Here is a 24,843-nt window from a genome sequence, read left to right as displayed (position 1 = left end):
GGCCCCTGTCCAATGGATCTGAAATGAACAAGCGTGTTGCAAGGATCTCCGCCCTGTCGCTGCTGGTGATGCTGGCCGCCGGCTGCGCCACCAGCAGCGTGACCCAGACCGCCTCGCCCACGCAGAGCGCGGCGCTGGCGCTGCTGGACCAGGGCAAGCCGCGCGAAGCGGCGCAGCAGCTGGAAGCCGAAGCCGCCGGTGCCAGTGGCGCGCAGCGCAGCCGGCTACTGGCTGCCGCCGCGTTCGGCTGGCACGACGCCGGCGACGATGCGCGTGCCCGCACGCTGCTGGCGCAGGTCAACGCGCGCCATCTCAGCGGCGAAGAGCGTGCCCGCTTCGGGCTGCTCACCGGCGAGCTGGCGGTGCTCGACAAGCAGGGCGCGCAGGCGTTGGAGGCGTTGGGCGACAGCCCGCACGGATTGCCGCAGCCGCTGCAGACGCGCTGGCTGTTGGCCCGCGCTGCCGCGCTGGAAGCCACCGGCGACCTGTTCGGCGCCGCCGCCGACCGCGCGCGTGCCGATGCCAGCCTGACCGGCGCCGCGCGCAGCGACAACCAGCGCGCCATCGTGCGCCTGCTGGCCGCACTGGACGATGCCACCCTCAAGGGCCGCACCGCCGCGCTGCCGGCCGGCGACCCGCTCTACAACTTTGCCGGCCGCGCGCTGATCAGCCGCGGGCTGGGGCTGCCGCGCGCATTTGAGCGCGATGCGCAGTGGGGCTTCGACACCAGCAAGCGCCCGCCGGCCGAACGCGACGGCTACCGCCCACCGGTCAAGCTGGGTGTGCTGTTACCGCTTACCGGCAGCCTGGCCACCGCTTCAGCCCCGGTGCGCGACGGCCTGCTGGCTGGCTATTACGCCGAGACCCGCCGCCGCCCGGAAGTGCAGTTCTTCGACACCGCCGGCACTGCGGCCGGTGCCAATGCCGCGTACGACAAAGCGGTGAGCGCCGGTGTCGATTACGTGGTCGGCCCGCTGGGGCGCGACGAAGTGAGCGCCCTGTTCGCACGCGGCCAACTCGCCGTGCCGGTGCTGGCGCTCAACCGCCCCACCGACAACAAGGCGCCGCCCACCGGCAGTGCCGGCTTCTCGCTGGCGCCGGAAGACGACGGCATCATGGCCGCCGAATACCTGCTCTCGCGCGAGCGCCGCAACGTGCTGATCGTCGGCACCAGCGACGACAACGGCAAGCGCACCATCAAGGCCTTCCGCGACCGTTTCAGCGAACGCGGCGGCACGGTGGCCGGCAGCATCAGCGTGGCCGATGCGCCCGGCGACATCGGCGCGCAATTGCGTAACTACGGCACCGCCGATGCGGTGTTCCTGGCGGTACGCGGCAACACCGCGCGTGCGCTGGCCCCACAGCTGGCGCTGAGCGGGTTTGCCGGCAAATCGCGCGTGGGCACCTCGCAGCTGGTGGCTGGTACCGGCAAGGTCGAAGACGACCTGGCGCTGGATGGCATCGTCTACCCGAGCGAAACCTGGACTGCGCTCGGTGTCTCCGGTCTTCCGGCAGCCAGCCAGGTGGCCAGCACCCTGCCCAGCGCACGCGGCCCGGCCGCCCGCCTGTTCGCGTTCGGCTACGACGCCTGGAAGATCAGCGCGTATCTGGAAAAACTCGCCACCGGCACCGACGGCGGCCTGCGCGGCGCCACCGGCACCCTGCATCTGGATGGCTTCGGCAATGTGTTGCGCACGCCGGCCTGGTCCACCTTCAACGGTGGCCGCCCGACGCCGATCGCCGACGGCCGCTGAGACCATGCCGGCGGCGCGTCAGCGGCGCGGTGCGGCGGTGGAAGCGGCTGCACGCGTCATGCTGGAGCAGGCCGGTTTGCGGCTGGTGGTGAGTAATGCCACCTACCGCGGCGGCGAACTGGATCTGGTGATGCGCGACGGGCAATCGCTGGTGTTTGTGGAAGTGCGTTACCGGCGCGACGACCGGTTCGGCGGCGGCGCGGCTTCGGTGGATGTGCGCAAGCGCCGCAAGCTGGTACTGGCCGCGCAATTGTTTCTTGTCCATCACCCCGCGCTTGCGGCGCTGCCGTGCCGCTTCGATGTGGTCGACGCCCGTGGCGAACCGCCGGTGTTGCACTGGATCCGCGACGCGTTCCGCGCCGACGATTGCTGACCACGCCCGACGCTCGCTACCCACGCCATTACCGACATTCGATGCCGACCATCATGACCCACGCTGCGGTGCCGCTGGCGCTCTGGTGCGCCAGTGAACGCGGCCGCATCTCGCCACGCCTGCTGGCTGCCGGTGTGCTGGCGGCGATGCTGCCCGACGCCGACGTGGCGGCCTTTGCGTTGCACATTCCGTATGCCGACGCGTTCGGTCATCGCGGTGCCAGCCACTCGCTGTTGTTCGCCGCAGTGATGGCATTGTTCGGTGGCGCGGCGCATCGCCTGTTGCGTGCCGAGGCCGTGCAGGCGGCTGTGTTTTTGTTCGTCTGCGCCGCATCGCACCCGCTGCTGGATGCAATGACCTCCGGCGGCCTGGGCGTGGCACTGGGCTGGCCGTGGGACCAGACACGCTGGTTTGCACCGTGGCGGCCCATTCGCGTGTCGCCGTTCGCCAGCGGCTTTTTCAATGCGCGCGGCCTGGACACGCTGCGCTCCGAGCTGCGCTGGGTCTGGCTGCCGCTCACCGTCGCCGTGCTGGGCTGGAGATGCATCCAGCGCACGCCACCACAGGATCAGATGCGATGACCGACGTACTTCCCGCTGCACTGGCCGATCTGCTGGCCACGCGCCTCGGTGCCGAGGGCTGGTTGACCGGCGACGATGCGCGCCGCCGCTATGGCGAAGACGATTCGCGCCGCTGGGCATTGCCCGCCGCCGTCGCCCTGCCGCGCGATACCGCAGATGTGGTGGCCATTGTGCAGGCCTGCCGCGCGCACGGCGTGCCGATCGTGGCGCGCGGCGCCGGCACCGGCACCACCGGCGCGGCAGTGCCGTTTTCCGGCGGCGTGGTGGTGTCGATGGCGCGTATGAACCGCATCGTGGCGTTGCGTCCGGACGACCGCTGCGCGGTGGTGCAGCCCGGCGTGCTCAATGGCGATCTGCAACAGGCGTTGCAGCCGCACGGCCTGTTCTGGCCACCGGACCCCTCCAGTGCCGAGATCTGCAGTGTCGGCGGCAATCTATCCACCAATGCCGGCGGCCCGCGCGCGGTGAAGTACGGCGCCACCCGCGACAACGTGCTCGGCCTGGTGGCGGTGACCGGCACCGGCGAGGTGATCCGCTGCGGCGGCGCATACACCAAGAATTCCACCGGCTACGACCTCACCCATCTGCTGGTGGGCAGCGAAGGCACCCTGGCGATCATCGTCGAAGCGACCTTGAAACTGACGCCACGCGCCATCGCACAGGCCGGCTTGCGCGCGCTGTACCGCGATGCCGCCAGCGCTGCGGCCGCGGTGTCGCGCATCATGGCGCAGCCGACCACGCCGACCATGCTGGAATTCATGGATGCCAGTGCCATTGCACTGCTACGCCGCAATGGCAGCGATGTGCCCGAGGCCGGCGCGATGCTGCTGATCGAAGCCGATGGCGATCACGACACCCTGCCCTACGCATTGCAGGCACTGCATGACGCCGCCAATGGCGAGGGCGTGCTGAGTCTGGACATCGCCGCCGACGGCAGCGCGCGCGACAAGTTGTGGGCCGCGCGGCGCGCGCTGTCGCCCGCACTACGCACGATCAAGCCCGGCAAGATCAACGAAGACGTGGTGGTGCCGGTGTCGCGCATTCCTGCGCTGGTGGCCGGCGTGGAAGCGCTTGCTGCAGAATTCGCGCTGCCCATCGTCGCCTTCGGCCACGCAGGCAACGGCAACCTGCACGTCAACATCATGTACGACCCGGCTGATGCCAGCGAAGACGCACGCGCGCACGCGGCATTGCCGCGGCTGTTCGCATTGGTGCTGTCGCTGGAAGGCACGCTCTCCGGCGAACACGGCATTGGCGTGGCCAAGCGCGATTTCATGACGCAGGCATTCAGCGCGCCCACGCTGGCGGCGATGCGCGCGGTCAAGGCCGCGCTGGATCCGGATGGGATCCTGAATCCGGGCAAGGTGCTGCCGCCGTTGGAGTGAGGTTGCGCGCCTGCGACACTGCAACGCGTACTGGCAAGCGCGGAGCTATGCGCTCGCGATGCACACGGCGTCTGCGTTGATGCGGCTATCGACGCACCGCACTGCGCCGCTCGCATCGGCTCACTCGCAATGACAGCACCGGGAAAGACGCCACCTTGCTGCTTGCAACAGCGTGGTGCGGCGAGGATGGCAGTACACCTGCCTCAGCGCGTCACACCGATAAAGCGTAGCCCGACGCCGGGTTCGGTGACGATGTAGTGCGGGTCGGCGGCATCGTCGTGCAGTTTCTGGCGCAGTTTACCGACCAGGATGCGCAGGTAATGGGTGTCTTCTTCGTGGGTGGGGCCCCACACTTCGCGTAGCAGTTGCGGCTGGGTGACCACGCGGCCGGCGTGCTTGAGCAGCAGGGCGAGCAAGGCGTATTCCTTGCGACTCAGCGGCACGGGCTCGCCTGCCAGCGTGACTTCGCGCAGGCCCAGATGGATATGCAGGCGGCCATCGTCGAACACGCTTTCTTCCACCGTGCTGCCAGCGCCGGCCTGGCGCAGCAACGCGCGGATGCGTGCCATCAGTTCCTGCACGCCGAACGGTTTGGTCACGTAATCGTTGGCCCCGGCGTCGAGGGCGGCGACCTTTTCGGTTTCGCCGGCGCGCACGGTGAGCATGATCACCGGCACGTTGGACCACTGGCGGATTTCGCGCAGCACCTCGTGCCCATCGCGGTCGGGCAGACCGATGTCCAGCACCACCAGTTCGGCGCCCTGCCCGGCCAGCGTGGTCAGGCCTTCTTCGGCGGTGCCGGCCTGCAGCACGCGGTAACCCTGTGCACGCAGGCTGATGTCGAGAAAACGGCGGATCTGCGGCTCGTCGTCGACGATCAGCACGCGGGCGGGCGGGATGGCAGTAGGGTCAGTCGGCATCGGGGCGAGGTGGCGCGGCAGGGACGAGCAACGGCAGCGTAATGCGGATCGTGGTGCCGTGACCATGTGCGCCGGCCAATGCCTGCACGCTGCCGCCATGCGCGCCGATCATGCCCTGGCAAATGGCAAGGCCCAGCCCGGTGCCGTTGCGCCCGCGGTCGCCGCGCTCCACGCTGTAGAACATGTCGAAGATGCGCGCACGCTCGTCTTCGGGAATGCCCGGGCCCTGGTCGCCGATATCGATCTGCAAGGCGCCGGCCTGCAGGCGCGCGTGCACGGTGACTGCCGCACCGGCTGGCGAAAATTTCGCCGCATTCTCCAGCACGTTGAAGATGGCCTGTTCCACCAGCGCCGGGTGGACCCAGATGGCGGGCAGCTCGGCCGCCAGTTCCAGCTGCAGGCGCACTTCCGGCTGGTAGCGCTGCAGGCGGCGGGTGGCCGAGCCGATCAATTCGTCCACGCCGATCCAGTCGCGATTCAAGGTGAGCCCTGTGTGGCCGAGCTTGGTCATGTCGAGCAGGTTCTGGATGTAGCGATCCAACCGCTCGCCTTCGAGCTGGATGGTGTCGAGCAGCGCGTGGCGATCCTGCGCGTCCATCGCATCGCCGTAGCTGGCCAGGCTGCTGGCCGAGCCGATCATCGAGGCCAGCGGCGAGCGCAGATCGTGCGAGACAGACGACAGCAAGGCAGAGCGCAATCGCTCGGTTTCGCCACTGACGCGTGCGCCTTCCAGATCGGCGACCAGACGCGTGCGCAGCGCGGCCTGCCCGATGTCTTCCACCATCGCTTCGGCCAGGCGGCGTTGCTCCAGGCCGGGCCGCTGCACGCTCTGGCGGAAGCGCAGCGCGGCCACGCCCAGAGTGCCGCGTTCGTGGCGCACCGGCAGGCACCACCACTGCGCACCGGCCAGGGTGTCGGTGAAACGGCCGGCCGGTTGGCCATGGCGTTGGGCCCAGTCCGCTGCGCTGCGATCGAGCGCACCGAAGCTGGTGGGTGCGTCGCTCTCGCGCTGTTCCAGGCGCAGCCAGACCTCGGCATCCAGCGCGGTGGCCAGGGCGCGACGGCCGGCTTCGAGCACCTGGCCCAGATCGGCGGCGGTGCTGAGCTGGCGGCCCAGCGCTTGCAGCGCGTTGGCGTGCGCATTGGCCGCGCGCAAGGCCAGCACCTGGCTGCGCAGGCGCGAGGCCAGCCGGCCGGCGACCAGCGCGGCAATCAGGAACAAACACACCGTCACCACGCCCTGGCGCGCGCTGATGTGCAGGGTGAAGCGCGGTTCGATGAAGAAGAAGTTGTAAGCGACAAAACTCAGCAGCGCGGCGATCACGGCGGCCGCCATGCGTGTGCGCGACGCCACCAGCACCACTGCCACGATGAACACCATCGACAGGTCGTCGATGTCGGTCCAGCGTTGCAGCAACCACGCCACCGCCACCGCGCCCGCCGCAGCGATTGCGGCGAACGCCAGGTCGTACCGCTGCAGCCATTGGCGCGGGTTGCGCCAGCGCTGCCGCGCACGTGCGCGCGCATCGGCGGAGCTGACGATGACCAGTTCGTAATGCGCCCCACGTTGCAGCAGTTGCTGGGTCAGAGTGCGGTTGAACATGCGCGCCAGCGGGCGTTCGCGGGTGCGCCCCAGCACCAGGGTGGAGATGCCGTTCTGCGCGGCGAAATCCAGCAAGGCGTCGGCGACATTGGCGCCATGCAGCAGCGCGGTATCGCCGCCGAGGCGGCGCGTGAGCGCGAAGGCGCGGTCGATCTCCAGCTGCCAGTGGGCATCGGCCACGGTGCGTGTCTGCACCGTCACCACCGTCCAGGGTGCATCGCGGCGCTCCGACAACCGCCGCGCCACCCGCACCAGATAATCCGAGCTGCCACGCCCATCGATCGCCACCACCACGCGTCGCCGCAACGCAGCGGTGCCGGGCAGGCCGCGTGCGGCCTGGGTGTTGCGCAGATCGCTGTCGACACGGTCGGCGGCGGTCTGCATCGCCAGCTCGCGCAATGCGGTGAGGTTGGACGGCGAAAAGAACGCCTGCAGCGCCTGCGTGGCCTGTTCGGGCAGATACACCTTGCCCTGCTGCAGGCGCTCGATCAGTTCGCGCGGCGGCAGGTCCACCAGCACGATATCGCGCAGGCGGTCGAACACCGCATCGGGCACCGTTTCGGACACGCGCACGCCGGTGATGCGCAGCACGATGTCGTTGAGGCTTTCCAGGTGCTGGATGTTGACCGTGGTGTAGACGTCGATACCGGCATCGAGCAGTTCCACGATGTCCTGCCAGCGGCGCTCATGCCGGCTGCCCGGCACATTGCGGTGGGCCAGCTCGTCGATCAGGGCCAGCTGCGGCTTGCGCGCCAGCAGTGCATCCAGGTCCAGTTCTTCCAGCAGCCGCCCCTGATAGCTCACGCGGGCGCGCGGCAGCAGCGGCAAGCCGTCCAGCAAGGCGGCCGTTTCACTACGCCCGTGGGTTTCCACCACCCCGGCCACCACATCCATGCCCTGGCGCAGCCGCTCGCGCGCCCGCGACAACATGGCGTAGGTCTTGCCGACGCCGGGGGCTGCGCCCAGGAACACCGTCAGGCGCCCGCCGTGTTCGCGCTGTAATTCGCCGATCAGCGCGTCGGCTTGCTGGGTGCGGGCGTCGGGCATGGAGGCCGGGATTGGAGATTGGGGATTGGAGATTCGTAAAGGCTACAAGCATCGCTTCTAATGCGGGTGCTTTGCTTTGCCGTCGCTTCCAGCTTCCCCGCTTCCCGCCGCATCCAATGCGAGGTTCAGCGCGAGCACATTCACCCGCGGCTGGCCGAGCAGGCCGAACTGGGGTGGCTCGATAGCCGCCTGCAGCAGCGCGCTGACGCGTGGTTCCGGCCAGCCGCGGGCGGCGGCGACGCGGCGGACCTGCACCTGGGCCCCGGCCGGGCTCAGGTGCGGGTCCAGGCCGCTGCCGGACTGGGTCAGCAATTCACCGGGCACTGCGTCCGGGGCGATGCCGTCGCGCGCAGCGACCTCGGCACGGGTGGCGGCAATGCGCGCCTGCAGGTCCGGGTTGGAACGCGCCTGGTTGCTGCCGGCGGCGGCGGTGAGGTCGTACTTGGCCGCTGACGGGCGCGGCTGAAAGTAGCGCGCATCGCTGAAGGGCTGGGCGACCAGGGCCGACCCGATCACGCGCGTGTCCTGGCGCAGCAGCGAGCCGTGCGCCTGGGCCGGAAACAGCGCACCGGTGATGCCGGTGGCGATCAGCGAGTAGGCCAGGCCCAATCCCAACAAGATAAACAGCGCCAGCACGACCGAGGCGCGTACTGCGCCATCATCACGCAACGCTGGCGTGGTGGCAGTGGTGATGGAAGATGTGGTCATGGCTCAGGCACCCAGGGTGGCGGCAAGCGCCAGGTCGATCAATTTGATGGCGGCAAACGGCAGCAGCACGCCGCCCAGCCCGTAGATCAGCATGTTCCGGCGCAACAAGGCGGTGGCGCTGGACGGACGAAAGCGCACGCCGCGCAATGCCAGCGGAATCAACGCCGGGATGATCAAGGCATTGAAGATCAACGCTGCCAGCACCGCATGACGTGGGCTCGATAACTGCATCACGTTGAGCGCGGCCATCGATGGAATCGCTGCCGCAAACAGCGCCGGCAGGATCGCGAAATACTTGGACACATCGTTGGCCAGCGAAAACGTGGTCAACGCGCCACGCGTGATCAACTGCTGCTTGCCCACTTCCACCACCGCCAGCAGCTTGGCCGGATCCGAATCCAGGTCGACCATGTTGCCGGCCTCCTTGGCCGCCTGCGTGCCGGAGTTCATCGCCAGGCCCACGTCGGCCTGGGCAAGCGCCGGTGCATCGTTGGTGCCATCGCCGACCATCGCCACCAGCCGCCCACCGGCCTGCTCGGCGCGGATGCGCGCGAGCTTGTCTTCCGGGCGCGCCTGGGCGATGTAGTCGTCCACGCCGGCTTCGGCGGCAATGGCAGCGGCGGTGAGCGGGTTGTCGCCGGTGATCATTACCGTCTTGATGCCCATCGCACGCAGCTGCGCGAACTTTTCCTTGATGCCCTGCTTGACCACATCGCTCAGTTCGACCACACCGAGTACATGCCGGCCTTCGGCCACCACCAGCGGGGTGGCGCCGCCACGCGCGACTTCTTCGATACGCCCCTGCAATTCCGGCGACACCGTGGCGCCCTGCGCCTGCACATAGGCCACGATCGCATCGCCGGCCCCCTTGCGGATACTGCGCCCGACAAGGTCCACGCCGGACATGCGCGTCTGCGCGGTGAAGCCGATGAAATGTGCACTATCCGGCTCAACCGCCACGGCACCCTGCTGGCGTGCCAGCTTGACGATGGATTTGCCTTCCGGCGTCGGATCGGCCAACGAGGCCAGCATGGCCGCATCGCGTAGTTGCGCACGGTCGATGCCGGCCAGCGGATGGAATGCGGTGGCCTGCCGGTCGCCGTAGGTGATGGTGCCGGTCTTGTCGAGCAGCAACACGTCCACGTCGCCGGCCACTTCCACGGCCTTGCCGGATTTGGCCAGCACATTGGCCGACAGCGCGCGGTTCATGCCGGCAATGCCGATCGCCGGCAACAAGCCGCCGATGGTGGTCGGGATCAGGCACACCAGCAGCGCGATCAGCAGCAACGGATCCAGCGTGACGCCGACAAATCCGGCAATCGCCGGCAACGAGGCCACCACGATCAGGAAGGTCAGCGTCATCGCGGCCAGCAACAAGGTCAGCGCGATTTCGTTGGGCGTCTTCTGCCGGTTGGCGCCTTCCACCAACGCAATCATGCGATCCAGGAAACTATGCCCCGGCTCGGCGGTGACCTTGAACACGATCTCGTCGGAGAGCACGCGCGTGCCGCCGATCACGCCGCTGCGGTCGGTGCCCGCCTCGCGCAGCACCGGCGCCGATTCGCCGGTCACCGCCGCTTCGTTGATCGTTGCAACGCCACGCACGATTTCGCCATCGGCCGGCACGAATTCACCTTCGGACACCATCACGTAATCGCCCGGCCGCAGCTCGGCGGCGGGCACGCGCGTCTCGCGCCCGCCCAGGGCGGTTTCCACCCGGCGTGCCACCAGATCCTTGCGCGCACGCCGCAACGAGGCGGCCTGGCCGCGACCACGCGCTTCTGCAATGGCCTCGGCGAAATTGCCGAACAACACGGTGACGAACAGGATCGCCGTCACCGCCCAACCGAAGCCTGCATTGCCATGCCCGCTGGCGGTGATCACCGCCGCCAGCGCCGTGCCGCCCATCACCACCGCCATCACCGGGCTGCGTAGCAGATGCCGCGGCGACAGCTTGATGAAGGCCGCGCGCATCGCCGCCACCAGCACGGCAGCGTCGAACAACGCCGCGTCGCCGCGCGCGCGTTTTTCAGTCGTATCGATCGTAGACATTGCTCAAGACTCTCAGGACGCCGCCAGGGCGAGGTGTTCAGCGATAGGGCCCAGCACCAGTGCCGGCATGAACTGCAGCACGGTCAGCACCAGCACGATGGCCAGCAGGGTCAGCGCAAAGGTAGGCGTCTCGACCTGCAGGCTGCCGGCCGACTCCGGCGCGCGCCGCTTCACTGCCATGCGCGCGGCCACCATCAGCGGCAGGATCGAGGCCGGATAGCGCCCCAGCGCCAACACCGCCGAGCAGCTCAGATTCCACCAATACGTGGCATCGCCCAGGCCTTCAAAACCGGACCCGTTGTTGGCGAACGCCGAGGTGTACTCGTAGAACACCTGGCTGATGCCATGGAAACCAGGATTGGAATTGGCCGTGAATGCCGGCACGGCCAGCGCCACTGCGGTGAAGCCCAGCACCACCAGCGGTTGCAGCAGGATCAGTAGTGCCAGCAACTGCACTTCGCGCGCTTCGATCTTGCGGCCGAACAATTCCGGCGTACGTCCGGTCATCAGACCGGCCAGAAACACGCTCAGCAACAGATACACCACGAACTGCTGCAAGCCGCAGCCAATGCCGCCCCAGATGGCGTTGATCAGCATGTCGACCAACGTGACCAGGCCGCTCAACGGCGCCAGCGAATCGTGCATCGCGTTGACCGAGCCGTTGGAGGTCTGCGTGGTCAATGCCGCCCACAACGCCGAAGCATCCGCACCGATGCGCACTTCCTTGCCTTCCATCAGTGCGGGCGAGCCCGCGCTGGCCGAGTGCGCTTCGGACCACAGCAACAATGCAGTGGACGCCGCGGACATCGTCAACATGGTGCCGAATACCAACGCGGTGAGGCGCTTGCGCCCGGTCAGGGAGCCGACCATGAACACCACGCTCATCGGCAGCAACACCAATGCGAGCGTTTCGAGCAGATTGCTCAATGGCGTGGGGTTTTCCAGCGCCACCGAACTGTTGGGGCCATACCAGCCACCGCCGTTGGTGCCGAGCTGCTTGGCCGCCACCATCGCCGCCACCGGGCCGACCGGAATGGTCTGGCTGGGCATGCTGGCACTACCATCCAGGGGCGTGGCGGTTGCCGCGCCCTGCAAGGTCGACGGCACGCCTTGCCAGCCGAGCAGCACGCTCCACAACAGGCACAGCGGCAACAGCACGCGCACGCTGGCGCGGATGACGTCGGCCCAATAATTGCCCACGTCGGCGTCAGGCGAAAGCACTGCGTCAGGCGTCGGCTGCTGCCATCCCTGCCGCATCGGTGCTGCGTCCGGATCGGGCTGAGCGACCATCTGCATCCGTGTGCTCGCCGTCGTATCCAATGCCGGCAAGGCATCGGGCAAACCTGCGGCCACTCGCCCACCGAACAACGCGCGCAAGGTGGCCACCGCCAACGCCAGGCCCATCATCGGCGTCACCACCTGCAGGCCGACGATCCCCGTCATCTGCGACAGGTACGACAGCTGCGCCTGGCCGGAGTAATGCTGCTGGTTGGTGTTGGTGACAAACGACACCATGGTGTGCAGCGCCGTATCCCAGCGCAGGTTCGCGATGCCGTCCGGGTTGAACGGCAGCCAGGCCTGGGTCATGAACACCACCCAGGTCAGCACGCCGACGGCCAGATTGCTGAGCAGAAAGGCCACGCTGTAACCGCGCCAGGACATGCCCTGCTGCGGACGCGTGCCGAGCAAGGCATACACCGGACGCTCGATCCAGCCGAATAACGTATCGCCGCGCATCGGCGCGCCGCGCATCACCGCAGCCAGATAATGGCCCAGGGGCCACGCCAGCACGATGGCCAGCGCATAGACAAGAAAGGTTTCACTCATTGGAGCGCACTCGCATCAGAAGTCTTCGGGCCGCAGCACCACGTACAACAGGTAGGCCGCAGCAACGAGTACGGCCACGCCGCACAACAGGGACATCCAGGCAGGCATGGGCTACTCCCCAAGACGCGCACAGCGCGGCGCGATGGATGCGAGATGCGACGGCGCAGGCAACGGGTACGTGCCAATACGGCAAAGCGCTGCCGCACCGTGCGCGCCGCGCCGATGGAGCAGACAGGTCAAGGGATGCATCAGGATCGTCCACGGCGGAACCGCTCCGCCACTGCGCGCAGTCTCTGCCTGCCCGGCGTAAAGTCGCTATGGACCTGAATTGGCCGCCGCGTAAATTCCGCATAAATGATGCAATGCGGATGCGCTGCAGGACGTTCCTGCCAGGTCGAGCCGAGGCCTGCGAGCGTGCGGTGCCTACGCCGGCCCTAGACACCTACGTTGCCACATTCCGAACAGAGTAAGGCTCGTTGGCGGCATCCATGCCGCTAACGGTCCCGCAACCGATGAGGACACCACGCCAGACAGTTGGCTGGTGGTTTTGTTGAAGAATCAACCCAGCGTGTCGCGGCTTGCCGTTGCTCGTTGAAAAACTTTGCGCACCGACCGTCTCGACTGGTCCTTGCCCGCCTACCGTCGCGGGACCCTTGGCGGCATGGATGCCGCCACGGAGCTACATGGACGTACTTGCAGCGTGTCCCGCGATGGTGGGCGGGCAAGGGCCCTGCAGTAAAGGCGCAGATGATCCGCTCTCCGCCTGATCTGCCGTTATTGAGCAATCAGGTAGCGACAACTGCATCGCGCCTATCGCGATCACTTGGCGATCTTCAAGTCTGGTCGAGCGCGCGGTGCCCTCACCGCTCGCGGGACACGCCGTGAATCCGTCCGTGGAGGCTCGGTGGCGGCATCCATGCCGCCACACGGTCCCGCAAGCGGCGAGGACACCACGCCAGACAGTTGGTTGGTGGTTTCACTGAAGAGCGAAGACACCGCGTCGCACGGTTGGCTGGTTGCTCTGTTGAAAGCCTGCACACCGAACAACTTGACTGGTCCTTGCCCGCCCACCGTCGCGGGACCCTTGGCGGCATGGATGCCGCCACGGAGCTTACATGGACGTACTTGCAGCGTGTCCCGCGATGGTGGGCGGGCAAGGGCCCTGCAGCAACGGTGCAGAGCTGCAGCCTTGACGCTCTAAAAGCTCTGAAGCTCTGAAGCTCTCAAGCTCTGAAGCTCTGAAGCTCAATCATCCAGGCTAGCAATCATTCGCCAGCGGCAGGTTCTTGAGGTCATGGCATTGCTTGGCTCCGAACCATGGCGTGTCATCCGGTACCTCCGCATGCGGAACCCAGGCAATCCCACTCCTCGAAAATGCTATGCGCCGCACGCTGGTCGACGCATTAACGCAGCGGCACGTTCAACACCGAAGGCGTCGCCACCGGCGAGGAGAATGTCACCGTGCCGCCGCCGTCGCTGGCATCCGCGTAACGCGCATCGCGGGTGTCGATCACCAGCACCAGCCGCTGCCCCGCAGGAATCTCTGTTGCTGCCGCTTGCAGTTGCCAGTCCAGCGTCACCGCGCGGCCGGGCGTTGCATCGCGCAGCGAATACGGCGCATGCGTGATCAGTTGCGCCACGCCCAGGGCGTCCATGCGATACAGATACGCGAACAGGCTCACCTTCGGTTGGCTGGGCACTACGGTCACTCGCAATGACGGGCTGCCCGCCAGCCGCCGCGTACTGCTCGATGGCGAGCCCACCCACACCGCAGCACCGGCGCGGTTGACCAGCGGAATCGAGGTGGTCACCGGCACGCCGATGCCCTGAAGCAGGCCGCTGACCAGCACCACGCCGGAGTCTGCCACCGTCGGCACATCGGTGGCGATGCGCGACTGCCAGCCACTGGCAGTGCCGCCGATCAACCCACCGGTCGGACTGAGCACGCCGGTCGGTGCAGATAGTCCCAGGCGCGTGCTGCCCTGCTGCACCACCGCCCAATCCGCATATGCCAGCCATTGTCCGGCGCGTGGCGACAGCCGCACCGGTGCCTCGGCGTCCACGCCGTTCCGCAGCTGCTTGAGATGGCGATCGAACCAGCGCGTGGCTGCCGTATAGACCTCGTTCGGCAGCCCCAGCGCGCCGGGCAACTCCGTGGTGGCGTGATCGCCCTGGCTGAGCAGCAACTGCTTGGGGCCGCGCAGCTGATTGAAGAAGGCAATCGTCTGGTTCGGCGGGAACAGCCCATCGTTGAAGGCATTGCCCAGCAGCACGGCGGTGCCGCGCGCGTCGAGGGCCGCCACCTCGGTGGCCGGGCTGCGCGAGGCCGCCTGCGGCAGGAAGCCCTGCACCGCGCCGTCGTAATCGCCTTGCGCAACGCGTGTGCCGATCTGCGCCAGATCCGGCCCCGGTCGCCCGGTCAGCGCGCCTGCGCCCACCAACAGACCGACGCCCTGCTGGCTGACGGTGCGATTGGAGTACAGCGACGCCTCCAGGTCCGCCCAGCCACTGAGCGCCGCCACTGCCTTGATGCGCGGGTCGCGCCCGGCGGCCACCAGGCTGATGCCCGCGCCGTAGGAGATGCCCGACGCACCGATCGCCTCGGGATTGGAGGGCGTGCGGGCCAATGCCCAATCGATCACCGCACTGACGTCTTCCACGGTGTCCTGCCCGGCAATGTCGATCTGCCCGGCCGAGTCCCAGAACCCGCGCGAGGTGTAGCTGACGACCACGTAGCCATCGCTGGCCAGCTGGGTGGCCCGGCCGAGGTATTCCAGGTTGGGCAACGACCAGCTGGCCGGCATCACGATCAGCGGAAACGGCCCGCTCCCCTGCCCTTGCGGCACCAGCACCAGTGCGCCCATCGGCGCCCCATCCCAGCCGGGGATGCGCTCGTAGGTCTTGCTGAAAGCGCCCGCAGTTGCTGACGCCGCCGCCACCAGCAACGCGATGGCGGCGATGCCTCGGATCCAAACCCTGTTCATGCTGCTCTCTCCCACGCGAGGCAGGGCCGGGATGGCCCAGCGGCGATTGCCATGCATCCGTGGTTCGGGGGAGAACGCCGAGCGAACGTACCAGACGGTACGGTGGGGCTCAAGGGCCGGGAATCGGGAATCGGGAATCGGGAATCGGGAATCGGGAATCGGGAATCGGGAATCGGGAATCGGGAATCGGGAGTCGGGAGTCGGGAGTCGGGAGTCGGGAGTCGGGAATGGGGAATGGGGAGGCGAAGATAGGTGCCAGCCTGGTCCTCATTGGCGCAGGCAATCGCCTGCCTCAGATCCGGATCGGCACGGCGGGGCACGTCCACTTCTTGCCTGCGGGAGAAGTGTCAACGAGCGGATGTGGCGAACACGGCATTCGCAATTCTCGAATGCCGAGCCGACTCTACTCGCAAGCGCGTCGCTGCCGGGCAATCGTGCCTGCGGTTGCTGCGCAAGCAGCGGAGAAATTGGCGCTGCAGCCGCGCGGTGAGGGCCACGAAATCGTCGAGATAATGTCACTCGGTGCGATGATCGAAGCACCCGATGCGGCGCGCCGCATCACCCCGCCGCCGCTGCCGCATCGAGCAGCGCAGCATTCGCCCTGCAGCAATCCTTACGGGTCAGCCGACGAAATGCTGGTATCCGCGCTGCGGCGGTTGCCAGGCATGGCCCTCGGCGTCGTGCACCACCACGCCCGGCGCGGCCGTGATCCGGCCGAGGCGCGTGGCCGCGACGTCGGCAAATGCCAGCGCCTGCAGCACGGCGTCGCGGTGCTGTGGCGCGGCGGTGAAACACAGCTCGTAATCGTCGCCGCCGCCCAATTGCCAGCCGGTGCATTGCAGTGCGCTGATTCCCGCGTTGCGCGACATCGCCGGCAAGGCCGCTGACGCCAACTGTGCCCCCACACCGCTGCGCTCGCACAAGTGGCCCAGATCGGCCAGCAGACCGTCCGAGACATCCACGCAGGCGTGCGCAAGACCCCGCAAGCGCAGGCCGGCCTGCACCCGTGGTTGCGGACGCAGCAGCCGGCCGCGCCAGCGTTCGTGCACCGGATCAGCCGCCACGCGCGTGACATCCAACTGGCCCCCCTGCCATAACGACAACGCCGCCGCCGCCTCGCCGAGCGCACCGGTCACCCACACGTCATCGCCCACGCGCGCGCCATCGCGACGCAGCGCCGCACCTGGCGGCACGCTGCCGATGGCAGTCACCGCACACGACAGCGGCCCGCGCGTGGTATCGCCGCCGACCAAGGCAATCTCGTGCGCATCGGCCAGCGCGAAGAAGCCATCGGCAAATGCCTCCACCCAGGCCAGATCGTCGTGCGGCAACGACAGCGACAAGGTGCACCAGCGCGGCTGCGCGCCCATCGCGGCAAGATCGGACAGATTGACGGCCAGCGTTTTCCAGCCGAGATCGTAGGCGCGCGTCTCAAGCGGAAAATGCACCCCGGCATTGAGCGTATCGGCCGTGATGGCCAGTTGCTCGCCTGCCGGCGGTTGCAGCAATGCCGCGTCGTCGCCAATGCCCAACGGCACGTCGGCCCGCGTGGCAATGCGCGCGCGCAGACGGGCAATCAGATCGAATTCGGGCATTTGAAGGGCCGGGATTTGGGATTGGGCATTCGGGATTGGTGACAGCGGGCTTTGCGAGGTGCGGAACGACAGCCGACCAGCTGCACCGTCGATGGATGCGGCAGGGCGGGGTGGCATCGCTCAAGCCACGGCTGGGCCGCTCAAGCGAAGGCGCTAGCACCTTGCATTACGGGCACCGTCGCTCCCTGCCAATCCCGAATCACCAATGCCGAATCTCGGCGCCTCAGGCACCCGACTCCACCTTGCGCCACTCCACCGCCGCGCGATCGAGCACGCCATTGACGTAGGTGTGCCCATGTTCGGAGCCGAAGCGCTTGGCGGTTTCGATCGCTTCGTTGATCACCACGCGGTACGGCACGTCCTGCCGGTACAGCAGCTCGTAGGCCGCCAGGCGCAGCACCGCACGCTCGATCGCATCGACCTCTTCCACGCCGCGGTCAAGGTACGGCGTCAGCGCGGTATCCAGCTCCGCGCGATTGGCAATCACGCCATCAACCAGGCTTTCGAAGTACGCCAGATCGGCCACCTCGTGCGCCTGCTCGTGCGCAAACTGCGCGATCACCTGCTTGGCGAATCCGCCGGAAATCTGCCACGCATACACTGCCTGCAGGGCGCGGCGGCGCGCACGCGAGCGCAGCACCGGGTCGATGCCGTCGCGACGGCCGTGGCGGGCATGTCCACCGGACTTGCTCATGGCAACAACTCCATCAGATTCACCAGTTCCAGCGCCGCAAGCGCGCATTCCTCGCCCTTGTTGCCGTGGCTGCCGCCGGCACGCGCCTCGGCATCCTCCACGCGCTCCACCGCCAGCACGCCGTTGAGCACCGGCACGCCGGTCTGCAACTGCACGCTCATCAGGCCTTCGGCGCACAGGTCGGCCACGTGCTCGTAGTGGCGGGTATCGCCACGGATCACGCAGCCCAGTGCGATGATCGCGCCATGCTGGCCGGACTGCGCCACGCGGTTGGCGGCGATCGGGATTTCCCAGGCGCCGGGCACGCGGATCACGTCGATGGCGTCCTCGCCGATGCCGTTGCCGGCCAGGCTCTGGCGCGCGCCGGCAACCAGCACGTCGGTGATGCGGGCATTCCAGCGGCTGGCGATGATCGCAAAGCGCGCGGTGGTGGGGCGGAGATCGCCTTCGTAGTGGGTCATGCGGGTCGGAACCTCGAGGGGGCGGGAAGTTTAACAGCTGCCGCGCCAGGCCCGGCCGCCGCGTGCAGGCCGGGTCCCGCACAAGCAGACCCGGCCATCCGGTTCAAGACACAGACGGGGCGGCGACTCGCCGCCGGTGCGCCAGCTGGCGCAGCCCACGGCGGGAACCGGCGGCCGACACCGGGCCGGGACACGACTGACGGCGCGCGCCGCCAGCCCGGCCTCAGCACCGGCAGCGGCCGGGGTCTTCGGGGCGGATCAGCTGACGGCGGCAATGGCTCGCCGTCAGCTCAGGGGACCGCGGACGGCGGCACTGAGCGCACGCCTTCGCCGGGATGGCACTCCAGGTACTCCACCACCTCCAGCCCGAACCCGGCCAGACCCACCTGCCGGCGCGGGGTGCCGAGCACGCGCAGCTTGCCCAGGCCTAGCTCGGCCAGGATCTGCGCACCGGCGCCATTGCGCCGCCACTGGCTTACATCCTTGGCGTTGGCCGCAGCTTCGGGCTGCTGGCGCAGCCGTGCCAACAACGATTCGCTGTCGCGCGGGGCCGACAGCACCACCATCACCCCCTGCCCTTCGGCGGCGATCGCGCGCAAGGCATCGGTGGCGGCCACGCCGAAATCCTCGCGCTGCCAGTGCAGCAGGTCGGCCAGCGGGTTTTCCACCTGCACCCGGACCAGCGTGGGCGTGGCCGGATCAGCAGCGCCGCGCACCAGGGCAAAGTGCAGGTCGTGGGCGATGCGGTCGCGGTAGGTCACCAGCTGGAACGGGCCGAATTCGGTGCTGATCTCGCGCGCATCCACCCGCTCGACGGTGTGCTCGTTGGCCAGGCGGTAGGCGATCAGGTCGGCGATCGAGCCCATCTTCAGCCCGTGCTCGCGTGCGAACACTTCCAGCTGCGGGCGACGCGCCATGCTGCCGTCCGGGTTGAGCACTTCCACCAGCACGCCGGCCGGCTCCAGCCCGGCCAGCATCGGCAGGTCGCTGGCGGCCTCGGTGTGGCCGGCACGGGTCAGCACGCCCCCGGGCTGGGAAATCAGCGGGAAAATGTGGCCCGGCTGGCTCAGATCCTGCGGCCGGGCATCCGGGCGCACTGCGGTACGCACGGTGTGCGCGCGATCGTAGGCCGAAATACCGGTGGTCACGCCCTCGGCCGCCTCGATGCTGACGGTGAAGTTGGTCTGGAACTGCGCGGTGTTGTTGCGCACCATCGGCGCCAGCCCAAGCTGCGCACAGCGCTCGCGGGTCAGCGACAGGCACACCAACCCGCGCGCGTGGGTCACCATGAAGTTGATGTCCGACGGCTTGACCAGCTCGGCGGCCATGATCAGGTCGCCCTCGTTTTCGCGGTCTTCGTCGTCGACGATCACCACCATGCGTCCGGCACGCAACTCTTCGATCAGCTCGGGAACCGGTGCGAAGTTCATGCCGCACCCCGCGCGTCGAGCAGGCGTTCGACATAGCGCGCCACCAGGTCGATTTCCAGATTCACCGCCGCGCCCACCGCGGTTGCGGAAAACGCCGTGTTCGCCACCGTATGCGGGATCAGCGCAACCTCGAACCCGTCTTCGTCCACTTCATTGACGGTCAGGCTGACGCCGTCCACGCAGATCGAGCCTTTTTTGGCCACATAGCGCAATACCGAGGACGGGGCGGCAAAGCGCCAGCGCTGCGCCCGTGCATCGCCATGCACCGACTGCACCTGGCCCAGACCATCCACATGCCCGCTGACCAGATGCCCACCGAGCCGGTCGGTGGGCCGCATCGCGCGTTCGAGGTTGAGCACCGCGCCTTCGGGCAACGCACCCAATGTGGTCAGCGACAAGGTTTCGGTGGACGCATCGGCCTGGAAGCTGGTTGCGTCGAACGCGATCACGGTCAGGCACACGCCATTGACCGCGATGCTCTCGCCCAGCTGCACGGCGTCGAACGGCAGGCTGCCGGTGGCGAAGGTGAAACGCACATCGCCGCCCTGCGGCTGGCGCGCGGCCAGGCGGCCGACGCCTTCAATGATTCCGGTGAACATCAGCGCGCCCCCTTCTGCAGCGAGCGCTGCGCGGAAGTCGGGCGGTGGACAGGTGCATTACAGCGCAGCGGGTGATGCAAAGACATAGTCGTTTCTCGCAGGAGTTGAGCGAAAAACGCCACAAGGCAAAGCAAACAGGCGCGCGCACAGCCGCAAGGCTGCGCGGTGGCCGTCTTCTTTCATCCGGACTATACCGTCGGCTCCGGCATTGGACCGGATCTGCTGACCTTCGCGCGATGCCCGACACATGCAGTGCCAACCATCGCGGCGAAGCGCTCGCGGGCTCGCACGCTTGCGCGTGCCTACCGCCGGTGGGGAATCGCACCCCGCCCTGAAGACGTTCGTAAGTGCCGGCGAACCGGCTCGCGCAGTTTAGCAGTGCCTGTTCTGCCCTTAGCTGTCTGAAAGCCATAGCTGGCAGGACGCTGCGTCATGTCGGGAAATCCCCCATAGCTAGTTTTGTGAAGGATCTGTTAAATTACGCACCGCGACGGGAGACGTCGCATTTTCCTCCCCGCAATGGGGCGGAGACACGGACATCACTTCGGAGAGAACCATCCAATGCGCAACACCCTGATTCTGGCCGCCCTGCTGGCTGCCGCCCCGTTTGCCGCCTATGCGGAAGGCCTGAGCTATAGCTACATCGAAGGCGGCTGGAACCGTACCGAGATCAGCGTCAACGATGATTCGGACGACCTGGATGGCGGCTACATCCGCGGTTCCTGGCAGATCGCCGAGCCCGTCTACGTGTTCGCTGGCTACCAGCGTGCCGAGAAGGACTTCAACCTGGGCGCGGGCTTCGTGCTCGAAGGCACACTGCAGCAGGCGAATCTGGGTATCGGTTACCGCCAGGAAATGACCGAGCGCGTCGAATTCACCGCCGACATCAGCGTGCTGCGCTCCAAGGTCGAATCCGATCTGCGTCGCGGCGGCCGTTCGCTTGGCGATTCGTCCGATACCAGCACCCTGGGCTTCGGCAACCTGGGCCTGCGTGGCAAGCCCTCGCCGCGTACCGAAGCCTGGATCAAGGCCGGCTACATCGACGGCAGCGACGTGGACGAAGGCGAATTCGTCGGTACCCTCGGCGGCCAGGTCAACTTCACCACCACCTGGGGCCTGGTCGGCGAAGTCGAGTTCATCGACAACGCCAACCAGTACCGCGTCGGTGTCCGCGCCAGCTTCTGATCACGCGCGTTGCTGGCAATTGAAGGCCCCGCATGCGGGGCCTTTCTTTTTGCGGCGCTCACGCCATCGCGAGCGGCGCGTAGCGCAGACGCAGATCCTGCCCGAGCTGACGCACATCGCGTAGCTGCAATGCATGCCGCTGCGCCAGCGTTTCGACGCCAAGCCCAGCGAGCAGCGGCCGTGCGGTGTCGCCCAGCAACACCGGGGCCAGGTAGACCAACAGCTCATCAACCAACCCGGCCTGCAACAGCGCACCGCCCAGCGTGGCGCCGGCTTCCACGTGCACTTCGTTGATGCCACGCCGGGCCAGCAACGCCAGCACCGCAGCCAGATCGAAGCGACCAGCGCGCAGCGGCAATGCCGCGCACTCCGCACCATCCACCGCGGTCGGCGCGACGGCATCGCCATGCAGATACAACGTCGGTGCATCGCCGTGGCGAATGTTCCTGCACGCCAAGCTGCGCAGGCCGGCATCCAGCACCACCCGCAACGGCGGCACGAACGGAGTGTCGTCGCCGAGCCGCACCGTCATCGACGGATCGTCGGCCAGCACGGTGCCGGCACCGGTCAGGATCGCGCCGGCACGTGCGCGCCAACGCTGCACATCGGCGCGCGCGTCGCTTCCGGTGATCCATTTGGATTCGCCGCTGGCCAGGGCGGTGCGTCCATCAAGAGTCGCGCCGAGTTTGACCCGTAGCCACGGCCGGCCACGCTCCACGCGCGACAGGAAGCCCTGGTTGAGCAGGCGCGCCTGGGCTTGCATCACCCCGCTCAGCACCGCGATTCCAGCCTCGCGCAGCAGCGCGAAACCGCCGCCATTGACCTGTGGAAACGGGTCGGCCATCGCCGCGACCACACGCGTGACGCCTGCCTCGATCAACGCCAACGCACACGGCGGCGTGCGCCCGTAATGCGCGCACGGCTCCAGGGTGACATAGGCGGTCGCCCCGCGCGCCAGCTCGCCGGCTGCGCGCAATGCGAACACTTCGGCATGTGGGCCGCCGACGCGTTGGTGGAAGCCTTCGCCCACGCACACGCCGTCGCGCACGATCACGCAGCCCACCATCGGATTGGGGCGCGTGGTGTAGGCGCCGCGCTCGGCCAGGCGCAAGGCCTGCGCCATCCAGCGGTGGTCGTCGGCACTCGCGCCCGTCGTGGTCTCAGTCATTGCGTTGCACTCCCGGCGCAATGCACATCACCACGATCTGCATCGGCCCCAGCGAGAATTCGGTATGCGTCTGCCATCCCAGCCGCTGGTAAAACGGCACCAGGGCCGGCTGGCAATACAGGTACAGCAGCGGCACGCCCAGACGCGCGGCGGCCTGCACGCAATGCGCCACCAGTGCCTCGCCGATGCCCTGCCCGCGCGCCTGCGGCCGCACGTATAACGAGGCCAGCCAGGGAGACCATTGCCGCATGCGGGCGTCGTCGTTTTCGAGCAGGCTCACCGAGCCGAGCCACTGCGCCCGATCCAGCGCCACCCAGGTCGTCGGGATGACGCCATCACGTGTATGGCTGCGCAGTTCGCTCAGCGCCTCATCGAGGTTCCACTCCGGCAACAACGCGCCGAAGGCCTGTAGATGCGCTTGCGCAATCGCAGGCAGATCGTCCGGTGTTTCTGCAGCGCAGGCGATGCGCATCGCGCTCACCGCTTGCCGGGTTTGCCGGCGCGTTCCAGTGCCGCTTCCAGCAGCGGCAGTTGTTCGCTGCCGACCGGCAGTTCGCGTTCGAGCTTTTCGATCTCTTCGCGAAAATCCGCCACGTCCTGAAAACTGCGATACACCGAGGCAAAGCGTACGTAGCCGACGTGATCGAGCTTGCGCAGCTCGACCATCACGTATTCGCCTACCCGCAGCGAACCCACTTCGCGTTCGCCGGACATGCGCAGCTGATGCACGACCGCCCGCACCGCCGCTTCGATCTGTTCTTCGGCGACGGGGCGCTTCTGCAGCGCGCGGTCGAAGCTGGTGCGCAACTTGCGCGCATCGAACGCCTCGCGTCCACCGTCGCTCTTGACCACGGTGGGCAGCTTGAGTTCGATCGTTTCCAGGGTGCTGAAACGCTCGCCGCAGGCCTCGCACTCGCGCCGCCGACGGATCGTCGTGCCGTCTTCGGACACGCGCGAATCAATCACCCGGGTGTCGTTGTGCTGGCAGAAGGGGCAGTGCATCAGACGTCCGGGATTTGGGATTGGGGATTCGGGATTGGCAACAGCACAAGCAAGGACGTGCGGTTAGCGCATCCCGAATCACGAATCTCCAATCCCGGCATCTCAGCCATACACCGGATATTTCTTGCACTGCGCGGTCACCGCATCGCGGACCTTGGCGAGCACTGCTTCGTCGGTTGGTGCGTCCAGCACGTCGGCGATCCAGTTGGCCAGGTCGATGCTGTCCTGTTCCTTGTAGCCGCGCGTGGTGATGGCCGGGGTCCCCAGGCGCAGGCCCGAGGTCACGAACGGCGAGCGCGGGTCGTTGGGCACGGAGTTCTTGTTGACGGTGATGTGGGCCTTGCCGAGCGCGGCTTCTGCCTCCTTGCCGGAGACATCGCGGCCGATCATGTCCACCAGCATCAGATGATTTTCGGTGCCGCCGGAAACGATCTTGTAGCCGCGCGCAATGAGCGTGTTGGCCATGGCCTGGGCATTCTTGACCACCTGCTGCTGGTAGGTCTTGAAGGCCGGCTCCAGCGCTTCCTTGAAGGCCACGGCCTTGGCCGCGATGACGTGCATCAGCGGGCCGCCCTGGATGCCGGGGAACACGATCGACTGCAGCTTCTTCTGCAACTCTTCGCTCGCGCCCTTGGCCACGATGATGCCGCCACGCGGACCGCGCAGGGTCTTGTGGGTAGTCGAGGTGACCACGTGCGCGTGCTCCATCGGGCTGGGGTACACACCGGCAGCCACCAGGCCGGCGATGTGCGCCATGTCCACGAACAGGTAGGCACCGACACTGTCGGCGATGGCACGGAAGCGCGCCCAGTCGATCTTCTGCGAATACGCAGAGAAACCGGCCACGACCATCTTCGGCTTGTGCTCGGTGGCCAGGCGCTGCACCTCGTCGTAATCGATCAGGCCCTGCTCGTTGACGCCGTACTGCACGGCGTTGAACAGCTTGCCGGAGACATTGACCTTGGCGCCGTGGGTCAGGTGGCCGCCGTGGGCCAGGCTCATGCCCAGGATGGTGTCGCCCGGCTGCAGCAGCGCCAGATACACCGCCTGGTTGGCCTGCGAGCCGCTATGCGGCTGCACATTTGCATACATATCTTCCGTGGAGCCCGCGCCGAACACCTGCTTGATGCGGTCGATCGCCAGCTGCTCGGCGATGTCGACGTATTCGCAGCCACCGTAGTAGCGCTTGCCCGGATAGCCTTCGGCGTACTTGTTGGTCAGCTGGCTGCCCTGCGCTTCCATCACCAGCGGGCTGCAGTAGTTTTCGCTGGCGATCAGCTCGACGTGATCCTCCTGGCGGCCGACTTCAGCGGCGATGGCCTTGGCCAGTTCGGGGTCGTAGGTTTCCAGTCGGACGTCGCGCGAGAACATGCAAAGCTCCGGAGCAGCTGCAGCCAGTAGGGCCGCCGATTGTAAGCCCCCGCCGCACGGGTGACCAATCGCATGCCTGGCGCCTGGCGCGCGGCCGGCGCCAG

General features: G+C 67.4%; 21 protein-coding genes and 1 riboswitch. Of the genes, 5 read left to right on the top strand and 16 right to left on the bottom strand.

Annotated elements, in window-relative coordinates; translation table 11 throughout:
- The first annotated feature begins 23 nt into the window (after positions 1–23).
- From ABQZ09_RS10820 to ABQZ09_RS10805, 4 genes are read left to right on the top strand one after another with little or no spacing between them, the layout of a single operon-like run.
- Entirely contained in the window at positions 24–1,754 is a 1,731-nt protein-coding gene (locus ABQZ09_RS10820; protein WP_349776872.1) for a penicillin-binding protein activator, read from the top strand.
- 4 nt (positions 1,755–1,758) lie between these two features.
- A complete protein-coding gene (locus tag ABQZ09_RS10815) occupies positions 1,759–2,127 on the top strand; it encodes a YraN family protein (RefSeq protein ID WP_349776871.1) in 369 nt (122 codons plus the stop codon).
- A gap of 41 nt (positions 2,128–2,168) precedes the next feature.
- Positions 2,169–2,708, top strand: coding sequence for a metal-dependent hydrolase (locus ABQZ09_RS10810; RefSeq protein WP_349776870.1), 540 nt, complete (start codon positions 2,169–2,171; stop codon positions 2,706–2,708).
- A complete protein-coding gene (locus ABQZ09_RS10805; RefSeq protein ID WP_349776869.1) occupies positions 2,705–4,093 on the top strand; it encodes an FAD-binding oxidoreductase in 1,389 nt (462 codons plus the stop codon). Before ABQZ09_RS10810 ends, ABQZ09_RS10805 begins: the two co-directional genes overlap by 4 nt.
- A 203-nt stretch (positions 4,094–4,296) precedes the next feature.
- On the opposite strand, the gene ABQZ09_RS10800 is transcribed toward ABQZ09_RS10805, so the two are convergent.
- From ABQZ09_RS10800 to ABQZ09_RS10745, 12 genes are all read right to left on the bottom strand, one after another.
- Positions 4,297–5,013: a response regulator gene (locus tag ABQZ09_RS10800; protein ID WP_039408198.1), complete on the bottom strand. Its 717-nt coding sequence runs from the start codon at positions 5,011–5,013 to the stop codon at positions 4,297–4,299.
- Complete coding sequence (locus tag ABQZ09_RS10795) at positions 5,003–7,663, bottom strand: DUF4118 domain-containing protein (protein ID WP_349776868.1); 2,661 nt, start codon at positions 7,661–7,663, stop codon at positions 5,003–5,005. The genes ABQZ09_RS10800 and ABQZ09_RS10795 overlap by 11 nt, the downstream gene beginning before the upstream one ends.
- A gap of 57 nt (positions 7,664–7,720) precedes the next feature.
- On the bottom strand, positions 7,721–8,371 hold the full coding sequence (gene kdpC, locus ABQZ09_RS10790; RefSeq protein WP_039566229.1) for a potassium-transporting ATPase subunit KdpC: 651 nt from the start codon (positions 8,369–8,371) through the stop codon (positions 7,721–7,723).
- 3 nt (positions 8,372–8,374) lie between these two features.
- Positions 8,375–10,423: a potassium-transporting ATPase subunit KdpB gene (gene kdpB, locus ABQZ09_RS10785; RefSeq protein WP_184552878.1), complete on the bottom strand. Its 2,049-nt coding sequence runs from the start codon at positions 10,421–10,423 to the stop codon at positions 8,375–8,377.
- A 12-nt stretch (positions 10,424–10,435) separates the two neighbouring features.
- Complete coding sequence (gene kdpA, locus ABQZ09_RS10780) at positions 10,436–12,250, bottom strand: potassium-transporting ATPase subunit KdpA (RefSeq protein WP_349776867.1); 1,815 nt, start codon at positions 12,248–12,250, stop codon at positions 10,436–10,438.
- A 15-nt stretch (positions 12,251–12,265) separates the two neighbouring features.
- Positions 12,266–12,358 (bottom strand): potassium-transporting ATPase subunit F, encoded by a 93-nt coding sequence (locus ABQZ09_RS10775; protein ID WP_039408212.1) that lies wholly within the window; start codon positions 12,356–12,358, stop codon positions 12,266–12,268.
- A 1,295-nt stretch (positions 12,359–13,653) separates the two neighbouring features.
- Positions 13,654–15,234: a CocE/NonD family hydrolase gene (locus tag ABQZ09_RS10770; RefSeq protein WP_349776866.1), complete on the bottom strand. Its 1,581-nt coding sequence runs from the start codon at positions 15,232–15,234 to the stop codon at positions 13,654–13,656.
- Positions 15,235–15,854: 620 nt separating this feature from the next.
- On the bottom strand, positions 15,855–16,829 hold the full coding sequence (thiL, locus tag ABQZ09_RS10765) for a thiamine-phosphate kinase (protein ID WP_349776865.1): 975 nt from the start codon (positions 16,827–16,829) through the stop codon (positions 15,855–15,857).
- A 223-nt stretch (positions 16,830–17,052) separates the two neighbouring features.
- Entirely contained in the window at positions 17,053–17,523 is a 471-nt protein-coding gene (nusB, locus tag ABQZ09_RS10760) for a transcription antitermination factor NusB (protein WP_029219036.1), read from the bottom strand.
- Entirely contained in the window at positions 17,520–17,984 is a 465-nt protein-coding gene (gene ribH, locus ABQZ09_RS10755; protein ID WP_003490334.1) for a 6,7-dimethyl-8-ribityllumazine synthase, read from the bottom strand. Before ribH ends, nusB begins: the two co-directional genes overlap by 4 nt.
- Positions 17,985–18,274: 290 nt before the next feature.
- Positions 18,275–19,414: a 3,4-dihydroxy-2-butanone-4-phosphate synthase gene (ribB, locus tag ABQZ09_RS10750; RefSeq protein WP_104579080.1), complete on the bottom strand. Its 1,140-nt coding sequence runs from the start codon at positions 19,412–19,414 to the stop codon at positions 18,275–18,277.
- Positions 19,411–20,013, bottom strand: a complete 603-nt coding sequence (locus ABQZ09_RS10745) for a riboflavin synthase (protein ID WP_349776864.1) — start codon at positions 20,011–20,013, stop codon at positions 19,411–19,413. Before ABQZ09_RS10745 ends, ribB begins: the two co-directional genes overlap by 4 nt.
- Positions 20,014–20,180: 167 nt before the next feature.
- A riboswitch (FMN riboswitch) is annotated at positions 20,181–20,356 on the bottom strand.
- A gap of 218 nt (positions 20,357–20,574) precedes the next feature.
- On the opposite strand from ABQZ09_RS10745, the gene ABQZ09_RS10740 reads away from it, so the two are divergent.
- Positions 20,575–21,198, top strand: a complete 624-nt coding sequence (locus ABQZ09_RS10740) for a hypothetical protein (protein ID WP_184552889.1) — start codon at positions 20,575–20,577, stop codon at positions 21,196–21,198.
- Between the two features lie 58 nt (positions 21,199–21,256).
- On the opposite strand, the gene ribD is transcribed toward ABQZ09_RS10740, so the two are convergent.
- From ribD to glyA, 4 genes are all read right to left on the bottom strand, one after another.
- On the bottom strand, positions 21,257–22,366 hold the full coding sequence (gene ribD, locus ABQZ09_RS10735; protein ID WP_349776863.1) for a bifunctional diaminohydroxyphosphoribosylaminopyrimidine deaminase/5-amino-6-(5-phosphoribosylamino)uracil reductase RibD: 1,110 nt from the start codon (positions 22,364–22,366) through the stop codon (positions 21,257–21,259).
- Positions 22,359–22,847 (bottom strand): GNAT family N-acetyltransferase, encoded by a 489-nt coding sequence (locus ABQZ09_RS10730; protein ID WP_349776862.1) that lies wholly within the window; start codon positions 22,845–22,847, stop codon positions 22,359–22,361. The genes ribD and ABQZ09_RS10730 overlap by 8 nt, the downstream gene beginning before the upstream one ends.
- Positions 22,844–23,368 (bottom strand): transcriptional regulator NrdR, encoded by a 525-nt coding sequence (nrdR, locus tag ABQZ09_RS10725; protein WP_003490311.1) that lies wholly within the window; start codon positions 23,366–23,368, stop codon positions 22,844–22,846. Before nrdR ends, ABQZ09_RS10730 begins: the two co-directional genes overlap by 4 nt.
- 102 nt (positions 23,369–23,470) lie before the next feature.
- On the bottom strand, positions 23,471–24,739 hold the full coding sequence (gene glyA / locus ABQZ09_RS10720; RefSeq protein WP_039408252.1) for a serine hydroxymethyltransferase: 1,269 nt from the start codon (positions 24,737–24,739) through the stop codon (positions 23,471–23,473).
- Positions 24,740–24,843 lie beyond the last annotated feature (104 nt).

Source organism: Xanthomonas sp. WHRI 6106 (genome assembly GCF_040202405.1).
GTDB classification, from domain to species: domain Bacteria; phylum Pseudomonadota; class Gammaproteobacteria; order Xanthomonadales; family Xanthomonadaceae; genus Xanthomonas; species Xanthomonas cannabis.
The sequence above is the reverse complement of the archived record's forward strand: the minus strand, read 5'-3'. Positions and strand labels throughout refer to the sequence as shown.